Source organism: Clostridium sp. AF32-12BH (genome assembly GCF_003477935.1).
Classification (GTDB): domain Bacteria; phylum Bacillota; class Clostridia; order Lachnospirales; family Lachnospiraceae; genus Brotaphodocola.
The window spans coordinates 72,453-93,977 of the sequence record NZ_QUEH01000011.1 but is presented as its reverse complement, the minus strand read 5'-3'; the positions used below and the strand labels follow the sequence as shown (position 1 = coordinate 93,977).

The window sequence follows — 21,525 nt, the reverse complement described above, 5'->3', positions numbered from 1 at the left end:
CCCTGTTTTACAGGAAGCAAAGCGAAACGTCCGGCGCATGCATGATACAGCTTAAGTTGCGGCTGACAAGATCATGCGGCTGTCTGGGAAAGCACAGGCAGCCGCAGACATTGAAAAAAGAAAAAACTGGATTTGGGTCAGAAATCCAGACGAAACAATCAGGAGGAAGAGCCGTGTCACATTCACAAAATTCTATGGGCTACATGGTGGTGCTTTGCATCATCCTGTACATAGTGGGCGTATCCATTTATCTCTTCGTAAAATTTGTAAGAAAAAAACTGGATGAGGCGAGAGACCGCAGATTCCAGAGAGAACATCAGGTAAGTCCGATGAGCGAAATGAAAACGGAAGATCCGTCGGAAAAGCAGATTCATTCATAAGAAAAACGAACAGAAAAAGAAGACAGAAGGGAGCAAGCTATTATGACAGACATGATTGTAATCTTAGTCATTGCAGTATTTGTACTTTTTGGTGTAAAATCCACCATCAAGCATTTTAAAGGCGAGGGAGCCTGCTGTGGAGGCGGCGGTGGAAGCCTTCCGCCAGAGAAGAAAAAACTCGAGAACCCGGTCATCGGAAAGAAGACCGTTAAGATTTCCGGCATGCACTGCGAGCACTGCGTCAACGCTGTCACCGAAGCCATCAACAAGATTGACGGTGCATCCGCAGAAGTCAGCCTGCACGGCAAAAAAGCCGTGGTAAGCTATGACCGCGAGCTGGATGAAGCACTGCTCAAAAAAACGATTGAGGATGCCGGGTATAAGGTGGAAGCGATCAAATAACAATTTGATTAACTTTAATAGGGCCGTGTGAGTTGCCTTTCGGCAACTCACACGGCCCTTGTCATATGTTAATATTGTTAAAAATTGTGATTGCATTTTTGAAAATTTTATGATATGATAACTTTCGTCGTGAGACGCGGGTGTAGTTCAATGGTAGAACACCAGCCTTCCAAGCTGGATACGTGGGTTCGATTCCCATCACCCGCTCTATTTTTTTGGGAAGTCCGATGAATTTACGGATTTCCCTCTTTTTTTGCCTGTTTGGAATTTATTGAGATTTTCCATCAACAGCGTTATAATAAAATAACATAGTTGCGAATCAAGCGTTATGGGAATTCGTACAAAACGGATAACAAACAGAATGGAGGACGAGCAGATGAACGAAAATATGGTAAAAAGAAATGAATGTCTGGCCAAGACGGTGATCAAGGGTCTGGAGTCACGTAACATGTCTGGTTATTATGCGGCAAACAAAGAAGAAGCATTAAAACAGGCATTGCAGTTGATTCCGGAAGGCAGCAGCATTGCCATGGGCGGCTGCACCAGTGCTCATGAGATCGGACTGATCAAGGCTCTGGAAGAGGGAAATTACCATTATATTGATCGTGCAAAACTGGAACCAAGAGCAGGCTTAATGGCAGCTTATGATGCTGATATTTTTCTTAGCAGTGCAAACGCCATTACAGATGATGGTATTATGGTCAATATCGATGGAAATTCCAACCGCGTCTCCTGCATTGCACAGGGACCGAAAAAAGTTATTTTCATTGTAGGAATCAATAAAGTCTGTGCGGATCTGGACAGTGCCATGAAGCGTGCAAGAAACGTAGCTGCTCCAATCAATGCCCAGCGCGTGAAAAGCAACACGCCATGCAGCAAAACGGGCACATGTATGGACTGCAAATCTCCGGATACGATTTGCTGCCAGTTTCTGATTACAAGATATTCCAGACATGCAGGAAGAATCCACGTCATTCTGGTAAATGATGCATTAGGATTTTAACAACATACTGCAAGAATTCTCTTATTCTTTATAAGTGTTGAGATGAACTGCAGACAGGAAACTTAACGGCAGTGGGGGAGAAAGTATGATTCAGGACCGTTTATTGGCATTGCAGGATCAGACATATGGTGATTTCCAGAGTAAGCTGCTTCCGGGAATCTCAAGGGACCGTGTGATCGGAATCCGTATGCCTGCCATGAGAAAACTGGCAAAGGAATTTGCCAAAGAGGAGGAAGCGGACCGTTTTTTACGACAGCTTCCGCATACCCATTACGATGAAAATGTGCTTCATGCGCTCTTGCTCATGGAAATAAAAAACTATGAGGAGTGCATGAAAGCGGTGGAAGCATTTTTGCCCTATATTGACAACTGGGCGGTATGTGACTGCCTTTCCCCGAAGGTTTTTCAGAAGCATAAAAAAGAACTCCTGGAAAAGATCCGGATCTGGATCGCATCCGGGCATTCTTACACTTGTCGTTTTGGTATGGGGATGCTCATGCGCTGGTTTCTGGATGAGGATTTTAAGCCAGAATATTTACGTCTGCCTGCATCCGTACGTTCAGATGAGTATTATGTCAATATGATGACTGCGTGGTTTTTTGCGACTGCGCTGGCGAAACAGTGGGATGCCACGATACCGTATTTTGAAAAGCCGCATCTGGATCGATGGACTCACAACAAGGCCATTCAGAAAGCGCGGGAAAGTTACCGTATTACGCCGCAGCAGAAAGAATATCTGAAGACGCTGAAAATATAAACAATATTGCACAGTAAATAGCAATAAGTCCAAAAGCCCCACTACATAAAAAAATGCAACCACTACTGAAATGGCAGAGATAGGCTAACTATCTGCCAAGATTCAGACAAAGACGGAGAAGATGCTAAGGGAAGCGAAAGAGTGTTTAAAAAGAAAGCATTTTTCTTTCGGTTTTCACAGGTAGAACCAATACGGAGGGCAGAAGATGAATGTGAAAAAGTATGATGTCAGAGTAAGGGAAAGCCGGATACCGTATCTTGTAGCGGTAGGAAAGACAAGGATTACCGATGAAGATATGCACCAGTCTCCAAAACGGATAGCAGATGTGATAGGGACGGTATACCATGCGGACCGATTGCCGGAAGAGCATATGTTTTTGCTGTCGTTCATAACCATCCGAGTGGAGACCCAAGCCCATCAGATGCAGATATTAAAATAACAGAACGAATTGCCATGGCTGCCAAGGTATGCGGCGTCGATATGTGCGACCATATCATTATAGCCGGGGCACGGAAAAATGCGTATTTTAGCTTTCGTGAGAATACGGGTATTTTGCAATAATTCGTACAGGCTAAGTGATGCGGGTACAGGGGAGCCCCTGTGCCCGCGAGGGAACCCCCGATGCTCCCCGGCCCGCCTGGGCCGCGCCCGTTCCCTCGACCCTCCCGTAAAAACTTTTGCTAAAAAGCTATCAAAATCCATATATATTTGACAGTTATTGTGGAAAAGAGTATTATTTAAAATGAATTTTGTCATAAAGATAAGGTCGATAAAATTAAGCGCTTATATAATGAGAATATGGGATTCCTTTTATGTTACAGTGGGACCACACACTTTCAAAATGTATTCGCATGAGGAGGAGGAATACCATGAAAAAGAAAAAGTTACTGTCGTATATCTTGTCTACAAGTCTATTGATTTCTCTTACATCCAATCCAGTTTTGGCTATGACTGGGGGGGGGGTAAATATCAATCAAGAGATAACATCTGTACAGGAAAATCAAGATAATAATTCCAATCAAAACGAAAAAGATCAGGAGTCAGATTCAAAGGATATTTCAGATTCCAAAGACCAGGATAATGAACCATCATCGGATACTCCGGATAAATCGGAAGAAGACTCTGATAGCGGGGACAAAGAATCTGATCAGGACAAGGGTTCGGATAAAGCTGAAAAAGGATCTGATGCTGATGATCTGAATAAAGATCATAAACAGGATGATCCGGAATCGGAGTCAGATAAAGGCAAGGATTCCACAGATTCTGACAAATCAGATAAGGAAGATGATAAAGATCCGGTAAAAGAAGATTCATCTGAGAAAAAGGATGATGTATCCGATTCAGATTCCACAGATCAGGAAAAGAAAGATACTGAGAATGAAGATAAAACTGGTGAGAAACAGGAAGATGATTTAGAAACATCTTCTGGTAAGAGTGATTCTTCATCAGAGACCAAAAAAGAAGAGGAAGAAGCAGATCCGGATTGTGCCCAGTTGGAAGGCTGCGTGAATGGGAAACACGATAAGGATTGTCCTTTGTATGAAGAAGATGTGGATTTGCTTCCAGATCTGGAATGTGCGCATCTGGCTGGCTGCGTGGACGGAAAACATGATCCAGATTGTCCATGTTATAAAGAAGCAGATCCGTTGATGCTTGCCCGTGGCGTTCAGGTATCGGATGCAATCTATCTTGATGCGTCCGGAGACAATACAAATAATGGTACAAGCGCAGAGACAGCTGTTCAGACCTTAGAAAAAGCTTATGAAATAGCTGAAGATGGAGATACCATTTATTTGCTTTCTGATATTGTGTTACATCAGCCAACGGTATTAACGGGTGATAAGTCTGTGACCATTGAAAGCGCTTCTGATGATGAAACACATACAATTACATATGCAAGTGCCACTTCACCTAAACCAACAAATGAAGATTACATGATCAAGATAGGTAATGAAAAAGGCACCCAAGTTCATCAAACGCAACAAGTGGTACTTGCGAATTTGGTGATAGATGCTGAACCCCAGGATATGCGGTGTCTAAGAGTTTGCTCTGGCGCCAGTCTGACTCTGGAGGATGGCGCAACCGTAACAAATGGACGGGCAATCTCTCATGATGGAAACACGGGATGTAACGACTGGGGTGGTGGCATTGTGGTAGATGGCAATGCAATGCTGACGATGGAGGACGGATCTAAAATTACAAATTGTTCTGCAGAGTGGGGCGGCGCAGTTTACGTAAGCGGTGAAATGGTAATAAATGGAGGCGAAATCAGCAATAATACAGCAGTTGGAGATATTTTTGAGATTAATGGAGTAAATAGATCTGCAAGTGCACATGGTGGTGCTATTATGGTCCGGGCATGTAAGGCAGATTATGATAACACTTATAATGAACCGGCGAAACTTATCATGAATGGAGGAGAGATTAAGGATAATGCGGCTACTGCGGATGCCAGTGCATTTGGTGGTGCTATAGCAATCCTTGGGGCACCAGATGCATCGAATGAGCCAAATGTGTTTGAAATGTCAGGAGGCTTAATTTCAGATAATCATGCGGTTGATGGTGGTGCGATATCTGCTTATATTGCGGATAATTATTGGCAGGGAAATGTAGAGATTCAGATTTCAGATGATGCTACTATAAAAGAAAACAAAGTAAGACGTTCTGGTGGTGCCATCTATTTGAATAGCAATAATGCAGGAAACTATACAAACAAACTGGAAATAACAGGTGGTACTATTTCTGAGAATAAGGCTGTCAATAGAGGAAGTAAAGGCGGCGGTATTTATTTATTGGGACAGGGTGACTTGCTATACCTGGTAGATGGTAAAATTGAGAATAATGAGGCAGGTATTGGTGGAGCCATCTCGATTAATTCATCAGGAGAGAAAAAAGCGAAAGCCTGTGTACTTGGGGGTACAATTGCGGATAACAAAGCTACAGACGGATATCCAGCGCAAGATACTCAGCCGGAACGGTATTATTATGGCAATGCGATTGATCAGGATGGTGAGTTGTACCTAAATGGCATAAGTGCGGATATCCGTGGAGACATCCGGATTAAATGTGATGCAGTTGGAAGTAGAATTTTCACAAATCGCTTTGTAACATTAATTGGCGCGTCGGAAGATATGAATGATTATGAACTTTCTTCTGATCAGGCTGGATCGGTAGATGGAAGAGCGGTTGTTGTGCCTGGTAATGTTACGTATGATGGAATGGATTATGAGGTTGCGGATGCTGAGCCGTATGTGTCCCATTTTAAGCAGAACCATAAGAGAATCGTTACTAATACGGATTATAAGAATCAGGTTCCAACAGGTACGAATCATGAAAAGAGCCTGGTTCTGTATGGAAAACATGCTGTGGAAATCACCCCGATGGATATTACCATTTACGTCGGTGGAAATGGGTATGATGGTGTGATTGGTTCTGATGGTCAGTTTGCTACAAATGATCTTCCAGAGATCGGATTTTACCTGACACTTCCGGATGAATTAAATGAGCTGCTTGGAAGTACGCAGGAAGAACCGAAAGACCTTAGTGACTATGTTGCCCTGACTTATAACGACAGTTCTAACCGCACAACGCGTGACTGGGCTTTACAGTTATATGGAGAAGAGGACAGCAGTCTGGCAAAGGTAGATGGCCAGCATGTTTATATTTACAAGCTGATGTCGAGTAAAATAAATGGCACGGCTGAGCAGATACCGCTTCGTATGCAGTTTACGGATGAAGCTGGCAATGTTATGGTAGATTCCAAATTCCCTGTCAATGATACAGACCAGTTCCGTGACTATAAAGTTGATTTTTATTCCGGAGATTTGGATGCAAAGTTTTATAACGTTACCGTCCAGGTTAATGGAAGCACGCAAACATATCCGGTCATTTTGAACAGCGGAAGTTTGAAAGTACGTGGAAACAAGGATCAGACCTATCGGGATATTTCCGATACCATGCCAAGTGTGGATCCGCAAAACAAAGGAGTTATCCTGGCAGAGACAGCACAGGATAATACGCAGTATTTCATTAATAAAAGCAATGTGAATGCAGACCCTGCAGGCGTAAAACTTCTGGTTGATCACAGCCTTGATGATACGCTGTTGACTGCTTACCTGAATCAGAATAAAAATGCGGATGGTAAATATGTTTATCAGTTCAGGTACCTTGACCTGGTTGATACACATAACGGAAACGCATATATGACGATGGCAGGTGGTCAGAAGATGAACATTTACTGGCCGGTTCCGGAAGATGCGAAAGAAGATTCTACATTCCATATTGTGCATTTCGGAGGATTGAACCGAGAGAGCAATGCGGATATGAATGATTTACTGAGAAATCATATTCCGGAAGAATTATCCAGTGAAAAAGTTTTCATTGACGGTCAGGCGTTCATTAAGTTTTCGGTTGGAAGTTTTTCACCGTTTGCCTTGATGTATGAAAATGGCAGCACATCCGGTAATGGAGGAAATTCCGGTAACAGCGGCACATCGAATGGAAATAATGGTTCTTCTGGTGGAGGAAGCAGTTCATCTGGCAGTGGAAGCAGCGGTAGTCATTCCAGTGCTGGATCCGTTACTGCAGGAACCACACAACAGGAAAAGCCGGAAGAAACTAATCTGGCAGAAAATGTATCTGCAGTGGATAATACAGACGAGATAAAAGAAGAAAATCAGGTTGAAACTGTACTTCCAAAAACAGGTCAGTCAGATAACTGGTCTGCAGTGCTTCTTTTCAACAGCGCAATCCTTCTTCTTTTCACCTGTTTTTTTAAGAAAAAAGAACACTAACAAAAAAATGAAGCTGGGCAGCAAAAGTTGCTGTTCAGCTTCTTACAAAGCAAAAGAGCGTATATATTGCGAGAATATGTGATTCCTTTCTTCATTGGGACTATTTAATTTCAAAATACATACATTCGGAGTAAGAAAGGAATAATATGAAAAAGAAAAAATTATTATCGTACATCTTAACTACAAGTCTACTGATCTCTCTTACTGCTAATCCGGTATTATCCATGGCCGAGGAAACAAATCTGAGCCAGGAAATTACGGTTGATCAAGATAATCCTGATCAAGATTCTAAATCCCAGAACATTTCATCAGAAAAAAATGCAGACTCAAAAGATAAAAACGAGAACGATGGATCAGACCGTGGTGATGAAATAGAACCGTCTGAAGATGGAAAAACAGAAGATCTGCAGGAAGATGAAGACAAAGCCAATTTATCTTCTGGAAAAGATGAAAAGCCGGATCTGAATGGATCGGATGGTGACCAATCAGAAGAATCGAAGAAAGATTCGATAAATGATTCTTCTGAGGAAGACTCTGATCAGGCAGATGCAGACTATGGCAGATTGGACGAAGATGAAAATATTGATCCTGATTTTAGTCAGCCAGTTGAAAATCCAGAGGAATCTTCTAGTGCTGCAGGTACTACTGCAAATTCTGGAAGTACTTCGGGCGGTTCTGGAACATCGAAAAAGAATGATGCTGATTTAGATGAATGTGAGCATTTAGAAGGTTGCGTGGATGGCAAACATGATCCAGAATGCCCGTTATATGAAGGAGAAGTGGAACTGCCGTCAGAAGCCGAATGTGCGCATCTGGAAGGGTGCGTTGGTGAACTTCATGACAAGGACTGTCCGCTCTATAAGGAGCTGAATGCTGCACTTTCAGCAAAACTTCCTTTGGCAGTACAAGAAAATATTTATGAAGATGTTTATATCACTGTTGATGGAGTCGAGTATCGGTTTGATTTTTATCCAGATACTCACGATGCAAAATTGACAAGGATAACAAATCCAAATGCAACTACAGACGTTGAAATACCGGAAAAAGTAAGTTATCACAATGAAAATGAGAGCGATGATGAAGAATATACGGTAACAGAATTAAGCCTTAGCTTTTGGGCGTCTAAGTGTACAAATGTTACTAAGCTGAATATACCAGACACCGTAGAAACATGTAACAGTTATTTTAGATGTTTTTCTAACTTAGAAGAAATTACAATTCCAGGATCGGTAAAAACATTTTCCGGAAGCTTTCAATCTATGGACCATTTGAAAACTATAACTTTTGAAGAAGGTGTAGAAGAACTTGCCGGAAATTCACTGTTAAGTAATTGTGCTGTAGAAACAATTCATTTACCAGATAGTTTAAAAAGAATCACTGCACCTAGTGCGTTTTCTGGTGCTTCAAAATTAAAAACGATAGAACTTCCAGAAGGAATTGATATTCGTGAAGGAAGCTTATTTGCAGAAGATAGTTCACTTGTTTCAATAACATTGCCTGCGTCAATTACAAAAATCAATGATTCCATGTTTAAAGATTGCAGTAGTCTGGAGACTGTAACTGCAGAAGGAACCATTACAGAAGTAGGTCAAGAGGCATTTGAAAATAACACAAAGCTGACCAATATTCCAGATCTTAGTCAGGTCACATCCATGGGGACTTTTGCATTTTCTGAATGTAATAATCTGAAAGGCGAAGTTAATTTAGCAAGTTTGAATGATATTCCATATCGTGCTTTTTTAAATACACCCATTGAATCGGTTGTTTTGAGTGACAGTCTGCAGAAGATTGATGATGAGGCATTTTCAGGTACTAAAATAGCCTCGATCACATTTCCGGAATCACTGACAGCCATTGGAAGTGAATCTTTTGCAAATACTCTGCTGAACCAGGATACCTTAATCATTCCGGATAATGTGGCAACGATTGGATCGTCTGCGTTTTCTGGCGCAACCATCAAAAAACTTGTTTTGGGAAGTGGTTTGACTAATACATCAAATAATGAATTTTCAGGGATAGATGGATTGGAGTCTGTAACGGTTCAAAATAGTTCAGATGTATTGAATCTTTCCAATGCAGGTCTGCCGCAAAATGTAACCATAAATTATACGATTCCATCTATTTCAGATACAGTAGGTGATACGATTTCCAGTGAGGCAGGTGCTCCAAGTCTGCAGGAAGCTGTAGACACTGCAGCGGATGGAGAAACCATCAAAATTAAAAAAGATATTAAGCTGAGCAGTCAAGTTACGATTCCACAAGGAAAATCGATTACAATTACTTCTGATGATGATTATACGATTGTCGGCGTAAAAGACGGTACTAAGCCGGAAAATTTATTTGAAGTGTTAGAAGGAGCAAATGTTATTTTTGCCGGGAAACTTATTTTATCAGGTAGGTATAATGACAAGAGCATTATAAAGAATCATGGTACCGTAACGATTACAGATGACGTAACCGTTCGGGATGCAACCATAAAATATGATGAAACCGGTGCGCTGGAAAATAGTGGGACCAATGCGAAACTTGTTATTTCAGGCGGGCAAATCACAAACAACAAAATCATAAATCATGCGGAGTATAGTGCGACAGTCCTGATCAAAGATGGTGCTGCTTTTGAAATGACTGGTGGCAGCATTCAAGATAATAATTCTGTTAATGCAAATTACTCCCATTCCACTGGTGGCGTGTTATTTTTTGGTGCGAGCAAAGGGGAAATGTCAGGAGGACGCATTCAAAGGAATATTGGACATCGTGGCAGCGTTGTAGTTCTTAGCAATGACCGCGATGCTGATCAGCAAGCAGCGTTTACGTTATCTGGTGATGGATTGATCACAGAAAACAGTGGTACTTCCGGTAATAATGTTGATGCAGGTGGGGCTGTATTTATAGAAAATAATGCAGTATTTGAGATGACCGGTGGAAAGATAACGAATAATCATTTCATTCAAGGCGGCGGAGTTTGTGTCGTGGATGATGGAGTACAAGACAGCACAATTGAAGAATATGGCACTGCGTTTGTAATGAATGGAGGTACAATATCTGGAAATCACGCATCCAATGGTGGCGGAATTTATAGTTTTTCTAACGGAACCGTTCTTAATTCTGGAAAAATAGTAAATAATACGGCAGGTGTTTCAGGCGGAGGTATTTATTCCGAGGGAACACGTAATAATGGCTACAGTTCTATGCATTTATATAATGCGATTGTTACAAATAATACAGCCCAACAGGGAGGTGGCCTGTGGTTTTGCGCAACTGGTACCACAACCCTGAATATCAAAGATGGTATTGGCATCTTTGAAAATAAAGCGGTGGAATCAGATGATAAAGCAGCCGGTGATGATCTGGTATTTAGTGTTTTCGGTAATGGCGATCCCGACTATACAGCTACATTATCAAGTCGTATGTTAGGTGGCGGTGCGATCCAGTGGTATCCGGATGGCAAAATATATAATGGAGTCACCTCATCTTATCCAAGCGTGATTTCTGATATACGCTATAATAAAGATGATCCAACAAGTACAGCATTGGAGTCTGGAAAACTGGCAGATATTCAGACAAGCCAGGCTTTAAAAACGATAATGTCTGCGGATGCGCAGGATCTGGCAGAGAATGAAGCAAAGCTCTTTATAGAGGGAAATACAGCAAAATATGGCGGAGGCATCGGTGCAAACGGAGGTATTATTGTAGGAGAAGATGATACGATTGATATATCGGTCAAAAAAGTCTGGAACAATGCCCCGGCTTCCGGAACGCCGGATTCGGTCACGATTCGCCTGATAAATGAGGGACATGTGATTGACAGAGCTGTTTTAAATGCGGCAAACAACTGGGAATATCAGTTTGAGGATCTTCCGAAAGGATATTCTTATTCTGTATCAGAAGTTGTTCCTGCAGATTATACGCCAACGGTATCTGGAAATCAGACAGAGGGGTTCCAGATATTGAACACCTATACTCCTGGAACACCTGCAGAACCGGAAAAACCGGATAATGGAGGAACAAATCCTGGAAATTCAAATCATGGATCAGGAAGTTCTGGTTCAAGTGGCTCTGGCAGTTCAGGAGGATCTGGAAGCAGTACAAGAACGGCACAAGTTGTTGAAACAACTCCGGTTGAACCGGTAAAAGAAGATATACAGCCGGTTCCAGAAGATATTCAACATGAAGATTTTGCTTCCGAAGCTAATATTGCGCTTCCAAAAACCGGACAGGCACCTAACCAGTCCGCACTTGTATTTTTCTCCAGCGCATTGCTTTTACTTGTTACATTGATTTTCAAGAAAAAAGAAGACTAATAAAGAAACTTATGATTTTCAGATCCTTATGGGGCTGGTAATAGGAAAGTGCTTGTGTGAGAATATCCATCAAGCACTTTCTTAGTGTTGCGTTAACATATCAAGCAGTATAATCATTACGGACTGTTTGTCAGCATGATTTACAATTTTGTTTTACGGGGGAAGAGATGAAAACGATGAAAAGAAATACGGATCGACGATGTTGTTTTATGTTATGTTTTTTGGGACTCTTACTATCGTTCTCATTTCCTGCGTCAGCTGCTGATACAGCAGAAAAGGTTGTACGGGTTGGATGGTATGAAGATTCTTACAATGTTACAGTGAGATTTTTAACTTGTACTTCACGATCATGCAAATTTATTTGAATCTTAATATTGATTATATAAAGAAATTTGTGTATAATTTTGTTATCATATAAGGGGGTGTTTTTATGCCAACAATCAAATCCAGTGCTGATCTAAGAAACAATTACAATGAGATTTCAACTCATTGCCACACTTACACTGAGCCAGTTTTTATCACTAAAAACGGAAAAGGTGACCTTGCCGTGATGAGCATTGAAGCCTACGAAGCACTAACAAGCCGCTTTGAGTTATACGATCAGATTCATGAAGGAATGGATGATATTAAATTCGGAAATACACGACCGTTTTCAGACGCATTATCAGAGATCCGGAAAGGACGTCGTAGATGAGTTATACAATCCACATCACTGCAACAGCAGAGAGAGATCTTCTGAAAGCAGCCGACTATATAGAATTTTCCCTTAAAAATCCGGATGCTGCAGACCACTTACTGGATACTGCAGATGAACAAATTTCTTCTTTAGCTGAAATGCCTCAGAGATACCGGATCGTAGATGATCCAGTCTTATCCAGTTGGGGAATCCGTTTCATAAAAGTCAATAACTATCTGGCATTTTATACTATAGATGAAAATAAACAGTTAGTAATCATCGTGCGTTTTCTGTATCAAAAAAGTAACTGGGCTTTTATCCTTCATCACGGGATTCCGCTTCAATAAAGCCAAATGGCCAACTTGAAAAGAAAAGGGGCTGTGAAAAAACATAGCCTATAAAAAAGAAGGGGCGTGTGAAAAAATGAGAAATCATTTTTTACACGCCCTGGATGTATGTTACACACGGAATTTTCAGTTACATTGCACATCGAGGAGGCGCTAGTGGCGCGTCCGCTGATTCAGAAAATTCTATCTACGACAGTTTCCAAATCTCTTCATTATACTGTGCGATTGTCCGGTCAGAAGAGAAGAATCCAGCCTTGCTGATGTTGACGAGCATCTTCTTCGCCCATTCGGTGCGGTCGGTGTAAGCGGCGTAGGCCTCTTCGCGGGTCTTCACATACTCTTCGAAATCCGGGAAAGTCATGAACCAGTCTTTGTTTAGCAGTTCTTTGTAGAGACGCTCCAGGTTTTCTTTCTGGCCGATCTTAAGCAGCTCTTTTCCGACGATGAAATCGACAGCGGCTTTTAAGTCTTTGTCTTTCTCATACCAGTCTTTGGACTTGTAGTCGCCGCGCCCGTAGCGGGCAATGACGGTCTCGGAGGATTCGCCGAAGGTGAAGATGTTGTCTTTTCCGACCAGTTCAGCAATCTCCACGTTTGCGCCGTCCATGGTTCCAAGGGTCAGCGCACCGTTTAACATGAACTTCATGTTGCCGGTTCCGGATGCCTCTTTGGAAGCCAGGGAGATCTGCTCGGAAATGTCGCAGGCCGGGATGAGCTTTTCAGCCAGGGTTACATTGTAGTTTTCCACCATGAAAACTTTCAGGTGTGGACTTACCTTTGGATCTTTGTTGATAAGTTCCTGTAAACATAAAATTAAGTGGATAATGTCCTTTGCAATGACGTAAGCGGGAGCTGCTTTGGCACCAAACAGTACGGTGATTGGTGTTTTCGGGATCTTTCCGGCTTTGATCTCCAAGTATTTGTGGATGACATAGAGGGCATTCATCTGCTGGCGTTTGTATTCATGCAGACGTTTTACCTGGATATCGAAAATGGAATCCGGGTTTAACACCAGTCCCTGGGTCTCTTTTAAGTAGGAAACCAGCTGTGTTTTCTTTTCGGTTTTAACTTCCAGAAGCTTGTTTCGAATAGCCGGATCGGACACGAAAGCGCCCAGTTTTTCCAGCTCCATGGCATCTTTTTTCCAGCCTTCCCCGATAAGGGAGGTAATGAGAGCGGAAAGCTCCGGGTTGCAGGCCATGAGCCAACGGCGGAAGGTGATGCCGTTGGTCTTGTTGTTGAAACGTTCCGGGTATAGTTTGTAGAAGTTGTTTAACTCCGTATTTTTCAAAATCTCAGTGTGCAGGTATGCCACACCATTGACGCTGTAGCCATAGTGGATGTCCATATGCGCCATGTGCACCAGTCCGTTCTGGATGATGTAGGTGCTCTCGTCCTTTACAGTGGCACGAATGCGGTTGTCCAGTTCACGGATGATCGGCATCAGCTGCGGTACTGCTTTTTCCAGGAAGGAGATCGGCCATTTTTCCAGAGCTTCTGCCAGAATGGTGTGGTTCGTGTAAGCACACACTTTGGAAACGATGGAGATCGCCTCATCCATTAAAATACCGTGCTGTCCTAAAAGGCGGATCAGTTCCGGGATGACCATGGACGGATGCGTGTCGTTGATCTGAACAGCAGCGTAGTCAGCCAGGTCGTGCAGGTTGGAGCCGCGGGCGATACACTCATCTAAGATCAGCTGGGCTGCGTTGCTGACCATAAAGTACTGCTGGTAAACACGCAGCAGACGTCCCTTGTCATCGGAGTCGTCCGGATAGAGAAACAGGGTCAGGTTTTTCTCAATTTCAGTTTTATCGAAGTCGATGCCATCTTTGACAATGCTCTCGTCTACGGATTCCAGATCAAAGAGGCGCAGGCGGGTGGAGTGGTTGTTGTAGCCGGTCACATCCATGTCATAGAGGCGGGAGGTAACGGTAAAGCCGCCGAACGGAACCTGGTAACTAGTCTCGGTTTTGGTGAGCCAGCTTTCTTTTTCAATCCACGGGTTCGGAGTTTCCTGCTGGAGATGCTTTTTGTCGAAGACCTGCTTAAACAGGCCGTAATGGTAGTTTAAGCCGACGCCGTCTCCGTTTAAGCCGAGTGTGGCAATGGAATCCACAAAGCAGGCAGCCAGACGTCCAAGACCGCCATTTCCAAGTGATGGCTCCGGCTCCAGCTCCTCAATCTCTGCAAGGCTCTTGCCTGCGGCTTCCAGTTCTTTTTTGACATCATCGTAAAGCCCGAGGTTGATGAGGTTGTTGGAGAGCAGCTTGCCGATTAGAAACTCTGCGGAGATGTAGTAGAGTTTGCGCTTGCCGGAAGATGTTTTGGATTTTGCAAAGATGGCTTTTGCAGTGTCTGCTTCTGCAGAGGAGGCAATTGATTTTTCATCCATATCTTCCTTTTCTTTCGCAAGTTTTTTCACCTGTTCCAAAAGGCAGAGGTAGATTTCCTCATTGGTGCAGGATGCCAGCGGCTTTTTATATTTTTCCTTTACAGCTTTGGTCAGATTCATGATCGTGAAAAACTCCCTTCTTTGAAGTGTAATGAATCACAGAATGAAAAAATTAACAAACTGTCTATATTATAACAAAGTGGGCTATGGGTGCGCAAGAGTGAAAATGAGATGAGAACAGTAACAATGAAACCTAACAATGAAAATATCTACGGCAAGAAAATTCCACCGGCTGCATGGCGACAGAAAATCCCCGGCGAAGCAATCGGAGAAAGATTCGCCGGGGATTTTTGTGTCCCTGTTTTCAAACAGATTTGAAAACAAAGACAAGTTGGGGATGACTTATTACAATTTTTTGAGACAGGCAATTTATAAGAGATAAGCGCAAAGAATGTAGGCCAGGGACGATGTGATCGTCACAATCGGGAAAATCAGCAGTCCATAGCTCCATACCCATTTCGGATCATCTTTCATACAGTCGGAACCAAGGTAGAGTGGTGCTGACCCGCCTGCTGCCATGGTAAGGAATGCGCATAATGCAGACATGACAATGGCTGGAATGAGGCAGCTTGGGTTGATTCCAATGGTTGTTGCATATTTGATCAGGAACGGACCGACTACGGTACCGATGATGACTGCAGTTGCCGTGTTGGAAAATACATTGGTGCACAAAAGCGTAGCTGCTACCAGAATTACAACAAACAGCGGGAATGGCATGTTGCCGAATACATGATTCATGATCATGCTGAGCCAGTTTCGGATTCCAAGTTCTTCATTGGCAATCATGCCGCCAATGGCAGTAAATGCGCATACACACATGACAATGCCCCAGTTGATGGCTTTTCCCATGGCACGCTCTACATTCAGGAGTGGTTCGCCGTCGATGTGGATCAGTGCCATAAGGATCAGCATCAGAACAAACCAGAAGCCCTGTCCGATGCCATTTATGATATCATAGCCTGGCATGGATTTGGGAAGCCAGATCATAACAACGGAGTAAGCAATTCCAACCAGGAAGATCAGGAAGGTTACTGACTGGCGTTTATTAAAGCTGGTACCGCCGTGTGCACAGATGGATGCAACATCGGCATCTTTCATTTTGGAAAAATCCACACGGAACAGAGGTTTCAGGCAAAGACCCAGTGAGACGGAAATAAAAAGTCCGGACACGATCGCGGAAACCAGATAAGAAATCTGATCGATCTCAACGCCGGCCTCCAAAAGTCCGGGAGCCAGAAGGTTGTAGATCATCATGGCCATACCTTTAAATGGCAGAATTCCGCCGCCTACAGAAGAGGCAATCAGGGCTCCGGTTGTCATGGCTTTCTTCCATTGGCTTTTATCATCGTAACCGACGGATTCAGCGATGGAATTGACCATGGCAACGCTGAAGAGAAATGCGCCAAGGGCACTGGCCAGGGCACCGAGGGTCGTTACTGCGATCATAAAGACACAGGTAAAGAGGACCGGATGTCCGTTTAATGCTTTTCTTGAGATCATCCAGCGTGCAAGGACGCTGTCCGCCCCGCTTTCGGTCAGTGCAAAGAGCAGGACAAAGATGATGATCAGTTGCCATACCGTTGGACTTCCGAGGGTTGTCTGGATGATGGTGGTGCCATCGGTGTAACCGGTAAGAAGCATGGCAAACATGATGATGAAAGAAGGAATGACCATGCCAAAACGGTTTGCGATCAGCCAGATCCCGCCGATGAAGATTCCAATGGCACGGACTCCAAGACGTGTGATCCCGCCCCAGGTCGGGCAGAATGCTCCAAAGAGAAAAATAAAACAAAAGCTGATTGCCAGGTGAAGCAGTTGTTTCTTTGTATAAGCGTTACTTCTTCGATTTTCCATAGGATACCTCCTGGTTATTTGCGGACCGGCTGCGGCGGGAGCAGATCATCTGCTTCTTTTGCCTGTTTTTTCATGGCAGCCAGGCAGTTGTCGGTAAAAGCTTTTTCATAATATTTGTAGTTCTCTTCTCCAAGAACGAACGGGTTTGGGATTCCGTCTGAAATGGTGCGGAGAATCTGCAGCCGTTCCGTTCCCTTGTCCACAAACGGATGGGTGGAGATTTCCGCGTCACAGTGCATCTGCCCGGTTTTTTCGGCAAATTTTAAGGTGGATTCCAGATAGAGCACTTTATCGCTCATTTTATAAGGAATTCCGGTTCCGCCCCACATGGCGACCATATGCGGACGGCCTTCATCGGTGACCGGAAAGATGAAGCTCATCCCTCCCGGGGTATGTCCCGGAGTCTGACAGCAGTAAATTCGGGTATTTCCAAGGGGAAACCAGGTATCATCTTCCAGATATCCGTCGACATCCCATTTCAGGACACCGGTCCGGTTTCTGGTATCCTGTTTGGCAAAAGCAGTATCGGTTTCGGACATATAGATTTTGCAGCCGGTCTGTTCCCGGAACCAGTCCGCTTTTCCGTAGTGATCGCCGTGTCCGTGTGTGATCAGGATGGCTTTGAGATCTTTCAAATCCAGACCAAGCTGTTTGAAACCGGAAACGATCAGGTCACGGTGTTCATCGAGCGGCTCCATACAGTCTAATAGAATCAGTCCATCGGAAGTCTCCAGAACAAAACATCCGACATTGGGAGTTCCGATGAAGGAAAGCTGGTCAAAAAATCTGGTAGCAGGAAATGGCTCTACGTTCTGATCGAAAAGTGGTTTATGCGGAAGGGGAGTCCGCCAGGAAGCTGGTGTATTCATTGCATGCACGTCCTTTCTTCTTTAGATTAACAATAATTTATCAAAGCTCCTGCACTTAAACAATGTGTGCAGCATGAACGGAAATTTCACAGCGTAAATGGACGATTTGACGGAAAAAAGAAAATCGGGTATGATATTTTGTGGAAAAGGTCTAAGAAAAGAGGAACCGTATTTGTTGAAATTGATGATATGTGATGATGAGAGTGTGATATGTGAAAGCATCCAGCGGATGCTGGAACGTTTTTCGGAGGAATGCGGGATCGGACTGGATATCAAAATCTGCAGATCTGGTGAAGAATTGCTGGAACAGATGACCCCGGACTTTGATATTTTGTTTTTGGATATCAGGATGGGGAAGATATCCGGAATGGATGCTGCACGGAAAATCAGAGAAAAATATTCCGATGTCTGCATGATTTTTGTTACAACCATGACGCAATATGCATTGGAGGGATATAAAGTTCACGCATTCGGTTTTTTGAAGAAGCCTTTGACGTATGCACAGCTGAGACTTCAGATGCTGGATGCAGTCCATATGTTAAAAAGCCGCAGGTCAGAATCCATTATGGTGAAGTCTGGAAATGATTCCTGGCGTCTGGACCTGAATAAGCTGTACTATATGGAAATTTACGGGCATGACATTCACGCAGTGTGTGCGGATCAGACCTTGACTTGTTACGGAAGTCTTTCCGAGTATGAAAAACTTCTGGAAGAAAAAGGATTCTGCAGGTGTCACAAGAGCTATCTTGTGAATCTGCGCTACATCCGCCAGATTGGGGCGACGCAGATTTTTATGACAGATGGGAGTGTGATACCGGTAAGCAAATACCGGAAGAAAGAATTGTCAGAAGCTTTTGCACGCTGTATAGGAGGTAATATCTGATGGATGTTCCGCAGCTGTTCCGTTATATGTTTGATCTTTTGATGATGTACTGGTTTTTTGTCCCTTTGAAAAAGAAAACGCAGGAGGATGTCCCTGGTAAAGAAAAGGAAAACCTGGTGCGGGAGATAGCCGGATATGGAAGTCTGCTGCTTCTTCTCCCGATTTATCTGTATGCCGGGAGCGGAAGTCTTTTTTCGATGCTTTGGCGTTTCCTGCTTCGTGTCCTTGTGTATTCGTGCTGGGTATTTGGGGCAAAAAGAACCGATTTTCGGTTAAGCCTGTATTTGGGAATTCTGTGCTGGCTGGCATTTACCAGTGAAAATAATATTTTTCTGACACCGCAGCTTTCCGGTTTACGATGGATCCGCCAGTCCCAGTCAGTCGGAAGTACGTTTGGAAATGTGGCAGAATTGCTACTGGAAGCAGGATTGATCACGCTGGTGAGCAGACTGGTCCCTTTGGCGGCCATTGAACGTGTGCCAAAAAGCAGGTGGATCCTTTCGGCAGCGCTGATCGGGTGTGCGCTTTATGTAAAAATGACCTTAAAGCTGCTTTCCATGGTGCCGAGTGGTCAATATCCGACGGAACTGACCAGTTATCCGATCCTGATGCAGCTGCTCAGCATTACTGCCATGATCCTGTTTGAACGTTACCTGTACAACCGGAAAATCCGTGAAGAGGTGAGGCTGAATGAGGCCATTAACCACTACCGTTATGAAAATGCAGTAGCGCATCTGAAAGCCGATGAAGATGTAAAACGCATTCATCACGATATGAAAAATCATCTGATCGTCCTCCAAAACCTGATCGACAGCAATGAGAATGCGGCAGCTTATGTGCAGAACCTGATGGAAGAAATCTCCGGATACGGAAATCTGGCAGAAACCGGCAATCCGCTGCTGAATGGTCTGATCTCCGAGAAAATCTATCAGGCATCGCGGTTTCAGATTGACATCAATGCGTGTTTTGATTTTTCAGAGGGAGATTTTATCGATGCGATGGATGTCTGTGCGATTTTTGGAAATGCATTGGATAATGCGATTGAGGCTTCCAAAAAAGTGAAAGATCCGGAAAAACGCAGCATTCTTGTGAAATGCGGCAGAATTTCCGGCAATCTGGTCATAACATTCCGAAACTATTTTGAAGGAGATTTAACATTAAAGGGAACACTTCCGGTCTCTTCCAAACAGGGGCATCTGCATGGCATTGGACTTAGCAGCATCCGCCGCTCCGTGGAGAAGTATGGAGGAAGTATGGCAGCGCAGTGTGATCCGTACCACAATTTTGTCCTGACGGTAGCGCTGCCGATCCCGGAAACAGAACAATTGCAAAAACCGCAAACATCAAAAAAGCCGCAATCATAACCATGACTGCGGCTTTTAAATTTTAAAAATCCCCCGGCTTTACGGAGTCCGGAAGCATGGAGCGATAGGTACGGCTTCCTTTTATGCGCTGGTAGTCAGCCTGGATGCATTCGCAAAGTTCCGGGCTGGAATAGAGCTGTTTCGCTGCGGCAAACAGAATCCGCGCTGCATAGTGCATCCCCTTGTGTGCGAGCGGACTCTTGCCCTGTGCCACGATCTGCCAGGTGTGCAGGACACAACCAGTGGCTTCGGCAGCTACGCTGATGAGCCCGGTAGGAACCTGCCAGCTTACATCGCCGACATCGGTGCTGCCAAGGTAGATGGTCTGGTCGGCAGGAAGAATCTCTGTATCAATCGAAGTGTGGGCAGAAGCAGCTTCTTCTCGCATGGTCTGATCTATGGAAGCAGCGTCAGCGGTGCCGGACAGATCGGACAGCTCAGGCAACCGCATAAACTTCGCTGCAACCGCATAATCTTCTTCGGTGTACTCCGGTTTTTCTGCTTCCTGCATCGCTTTCATCATGAGCGTTTCCATAGCCGGAGCCGATAATAAATCTGCGTAGGCACTGACTGTCCGGTAAGAAACTTTCGTTCCGGTCATCAGTGCAGCACCCTTTGCCACATCGGTGACCCGGTCGTAAAGCTCTGCAACATAGGAACTTTGCGGTGCCCGCAGGGCATAGAGCAGGGTGGCGGAAGCAGGAACGATGTTCGGCGCGTCGCCGCCGTCATTTAAGTAGGCGTAATGCATGCGGGCATCACTTTTTACGTGTTCCCGCAGATAGTTGACACCCACGTTCATCAGTTCGCAGGCATCCAGCGCGGAGCGGCCAAGCTCCGGGTGGGCGGCAGCATGGGCACTTTTGCCGGTGAAGTCGAAGATCACACGGATGTTAGCAAGTGCTTCTTTGATCAGTCCGGTTTTGGAACCAGGGTGCCAGGCAAGGGCAAAGTCCAGACCGTCAAAGCAGCCACTGCGGGTCAGGAAAGCTTTTCCGGCGCCGCCTTCCTCTGCCGGGCAGCCGTAATAGATCACGGTGCCGCTAAGTGATGTTTCTTCCAGCCAGTTTTTGATGAGGCAGGCAGCTTCCATGGTACCGGTGCCAAGCAGATTGTGCCCGCATCCGTGACCTGCTGCGCCGGGGCGGTCTGCCTGCCGCTCACAGGCATTGGCTGTCTGGTTCATGCGGGGCAGGGCATCGTATTCGCCCAAAAGTCCGATCACGGGGTGACCGGAGCCGAAGCTTGCGGAAAATGCGGTGGCGATGCCGCCAGGGTTTTTGGTTATCTGAAATCCCTGATCTTCCAGAAAATCTGCCTGCAGGGCGCTGGAGCGAAATTCCTGGTAACGGGTTTCTGCAAAGTCCCAGATCTGGTCGCTGATTGTTTCAAATTGCTGTTCAAACTGTTGTTTGTTCATGACGAGATTTCTCCATCTGTT

17 protein-coding genes and 1 tRNA gene are annotated in these 21,525 nt (G+C 44.4%); 14 read left to right on the top strand and 4 right to left on the bottom strand.

Annotation, left to right across the window (positions count from 1 at the left end; all coding sequences use genetic code 11):
• Positions 1-173 precede the first annotated feature (173 nt).
• From DWZ40_RS12210 to DWZ40_RS12160, 11 genes are all read left to right on the top strand, one after another.
• Positions 174-380, top strand: a complete 207-nt coding sequence (locus DWZ40_RS12210) for a hypothetical protein (protein WP_147354191.1) — start codon at positions 174-176, stop codon at positions 378-380.
• Positions 381-422: 42 nt separating this feature from the next.
• Positions 423-782 (top strand): heavy metal-associated domain-containing protein, encoded by a 360-nt coding sequence (locus DWZ40_RS12205; RefSeq protein ID WP_118543294.1) that lies wholly within the window; start codon positions 423-425, stop codon positions 780-782.
• A 136-nt stretch (positions 783-918) separates the two neighbouring features.
• Positions 919-989: transfer RNA gene (locus tag DWZ40_RS12200), tRNA-Gly, on the top strand.
• 169 nt (positions 990-1,158) lie between these two features.
• Complete coding sequence (locus DWZ40_RS12195; protein ID WP_118543293.1) at positions 1,159-1,785, top strand: lactate utilization protein; 627 nt, start codon at positions 1,159-1,161, stop codon at positions 1,783-1,785.
• A gap of 85 nt (positions 1,786-1,870) precedes the next feature.
• Entirely contained in the window at positions 1,871-2,542 is a 672-nt protein-coding gene (locus tag DWZ40_RS12190) for a DNA alkylation repair protein (RefSeq protein ID WP_118543292.1), read from the top strand.
• Between the two features lie 205 nt (positions 2,543-2,747).
• A complete protein-coding gene (locus tag DWZ40_RS12185) occupies positions 2,748-2,981 on the top strand; it encodes a hypothetical protein (RefSeq protein WP_118543291.1) in 234 nt (77 codons plus the stop codon).
• Positions 2,882-3,103, top strand: coding sequence for a JAB domain-containing protein (locus DWZ40_RS12180; RefSeq protein WP_118543290.1), 222 nt, complete (start codon positions 2,882-2,884; stop codon positions 3,101-3,103). The genes DWZ40_RS12185 and DWZ40_RS12180 overlap by 100 nt, the downstream gene beginning before the upstream one ends.
• A 308-nt stretch (positions 3,104-3,411) precedes the next feature.
• Positions 3,412-7,335: a hypothetical protein gene (locus DWZ40_RS12175; RefSeq protein ID WP_118543289.1), complete on the top strand. Its 3,924-nt coding sequence runs from the start codon at positions 3,412-3,414 to the stop codon at positions 7,333-7,335.
• Positions 7,336-7,481: 146 nt separating this feature from the next.
• Complete coding sequence (locus tag DWZ40_RS12170) at positions 7,482-11,636, top strand: leucine-rich repeat protein (RefSeq protein ID WP_118543288.1); 4,155 nt, start codon at positions 7,482-7,484, stop codon at positions 11,634-11,636.
• Positions 11,637-12,066: 430 nt separating this feature from the next.
• A complete protein-coding gene (locus tag DWZ40_RS12165; protein ID WP_118543287.1) occupies positions 12,067-12,330 on the top strand; it encodes a type II toxin-antitoxin system prevent-host-death family antitoxin in 264 nt (87 codons plus the stop codon).
• On the top strand, positions 12,327-12,659 hold the full coding sequence (locus tag DWZ40_RS12160) for a type II toxin-antitoxin system RelE/ParE family toxin (RefSeq protein WP_118543286.1): 333 nt from the start codon (positions 12,327-12,329) through the stop codon (positions 12,657-12,659). Before DWZ40_RS12165 ends, DWZ40_RS12160 begins: the two co-directional genes overlap by 4 nt.
• Before the next feature lie 187 nt (positions 12,660-12,846).
• On the opposite strand, the gene DWZ40_RS12155 is transcribed toward DWZ40_RS12160, so the two are convergent.
• A complete protein-coding gene (locus tag DWZ40_RS12155; RefSeq protein ID WP_118543285.1) occupies positions 12,847-15,174 on the bottom strand; it encodes a glycogen/starch/alpha-glucan phosphorylase in 2,328 nt (775 codons plus the stop codon).
• A 111-nt stretch (positions 15,175-15,285) separates the two neighbouring features.
• On the opposite strand from DWZ40_RS12155, the gene DWZ40_RS19580 reads away from it, so the two are divergent.
• Positions 15,286-15,432, top strand: a complete 147-nt coding sequence (locus DWZ40_RS19580) for a hypothetical protein (protein WP_182431727.1) — start codon at positions 15,286-15,288, stop codon at positions 15,430-15,432.
• 51 nt (positions 15,433-15,483) lie between these two features.
• Here DWZ40_RS19580 and DWZ40_RS12150 read toward each other — a convergent pair whose 3' ends face one another.
• Together DWZ40_RS12150 and DWZ40_RS12145 are read right to left on the bottom strand one after the other, a co-directional pair.
• Complete coding sequence (locus DWZ40_RS12150) at positions 15,484-16,968, bottom strand: hypothetical protein (protein ID WP_118543284.1); 1,485 nt, start codon at positions 16,966-16,968, stop codon at positions 15,484-15,486.
• Between the two features lie 14 nt (positions 16,969-16,982).
• Positions 16,983-17,837, bottom strand: coding sequence for an MBL fold metallo-hydrolase (locus DWZ40_RS12145; protein WP_118543283.1), 855 nt, complete (start codon positions 17,835-17,837; stop codon positions 16,983-16,985).
• 172 nt (positions 17,838-18,009) lie between these two features.
• Here DWZ40_RS12145 and DWZ40_RS12140 point away from each other — a divergent pair, with 172 nt between their 5' ends.
• Entirely contained in the window at positions 18,010-18,720 is a 711-nt protein-coding gene (locus tag DWZ40_RS12140; protein ID WP_182431726.1) for a LytTR family DNA-binding domain-containing protein, read from the top strand.
• Positions 18,720-20,084, top strand: a complete 1,365-nt coding sequence (locus DWZ40_RS12135) for a GHKL domain-containing protein (protein WP_118543281.1) — start codon at positions 18,720-18,722, stop codon at positions 20,082-20,084. The genes DWZ40_RS12140 and DWZ40_RS12135 overlap by 1 nt, the downstream gene beginning before the upstream one ends.
• A 22-nt stretch (positions 20,085-20,106) precedes the next feature.
• Here the strand turns inward: DWZ40_RS12135 and DWZ40_RS12130 are convergent, their stop codons facing one another.
• Positions 20,107-21,504: an amidohydrolase gene (locus tag DWZ40_RS12130; RefSeq protein ID WP_118543280.1), complete on the bottom strand. Its 1,398-nt coding sequence runs from the start codon at positions 21,502-21,504 to the stop codon at positions 20,107-20,109.
• Positions 21,505-21,525: the final 21 nt, after the last annotated feature.

Bases quoted from the DNA above. Each gene is read 5' to 3' on its own strand.
- DWZ40_RS12205 (WP_118543294.1), top strand. From the start codon at position 423: ATGACAGACATGATTGTAATCTTAGTCATTGCAGTATTTGTACTTTTT.
- DWZ40_RS12195 (WP_118543293.1), top strand. From the start codon at position 1,159: ATGAACGAAAATATGGTAAAAAGAAATGAATGTCTGGCCAAGACGGTG.
- DWZ40_RS12190 (WP_118543292.1), top strand. From the start codon at position 1,871: ATGATTCAGGACCGTTTATTGGCATTGCAGGATCAGACATATGGTGAT.
- DWZ40_RS12185 (WP_118543291.1), top strand. From the start codon at position 2,748: ATGAATGTGAAAAAGTATGATGTCAGAGTAAGGGAAAGCCGGATACCG.
- DWZ40_RS12175 (WP_118543289.1), top strand. From the start codon at position 3,412: ATGAAAAAGAAAAAGTTACTGTCGTATATCTTGTCTACAAGTCTATTG.
- DWZ40_RS12170 (WP_118543288.1), top strand. From the start codon at position 7,482: ATGAAAAAGAAAAAATTATTATCGTACATCTTAACTACAAGTCTACTG.
- DWZ40_RS12165 (WP_118543287.1), top strand. From the start codon at position 12,067: ATGCCAACAATCAAATCCAGTGCTGATCTAAGAAACAATTACAATGAG.
- DWZ40_RS12160 (WP_118543286.1), top strand. From the start codon at position 12,327: ATGAGTTATACAATCCACATCACTGCAACAGCAGAGAGAGATCTTCTG.
- DWZ40_RS12155 (WP_118543285.1), bottom strand. From the start codon at position 15,174: ATGAATCTGACCAAAGCTGTAAAGGAAAAATATAAAAAGCCGCTGGCA.
- DWZ40_RS19580 (WP_182431727.1), top strand. From the start codon at position 15,286: ATGAGAACAGTAACAATGAAACCTAACAATGAAAATATCTACGGCAAG.
- DWZ40_RS12150 (WP_118543284.1), bottom strand. From the start codon at position 16,968: ATGGAAAATCGAAGAAGTAACGCTTATACAAAGAAACAACTGCTTCAC.
- DWZ40_RS12145 (WP_118543283.1), bottom strand. From the start codon at position 17,837: ATGAATACACCAGCTTCCTGGCGGACTCCCCTTCCGCATAAACCACTT.
- DWZ40_RS12135 (WP_118543281.1), top strand. From the start codon at position 18,720: ATGGATGTTCCGCAGCTGTTCCGTTATATGTTTGATCTTTTGATGATG.
- DWZ40_RS12130 (WP_118543280.1), bottom strand. From the start codon at position 21,504: ATGAACAAACAACAGTTTGAACAGCAATTTGAAACAATCAGCGACCAG.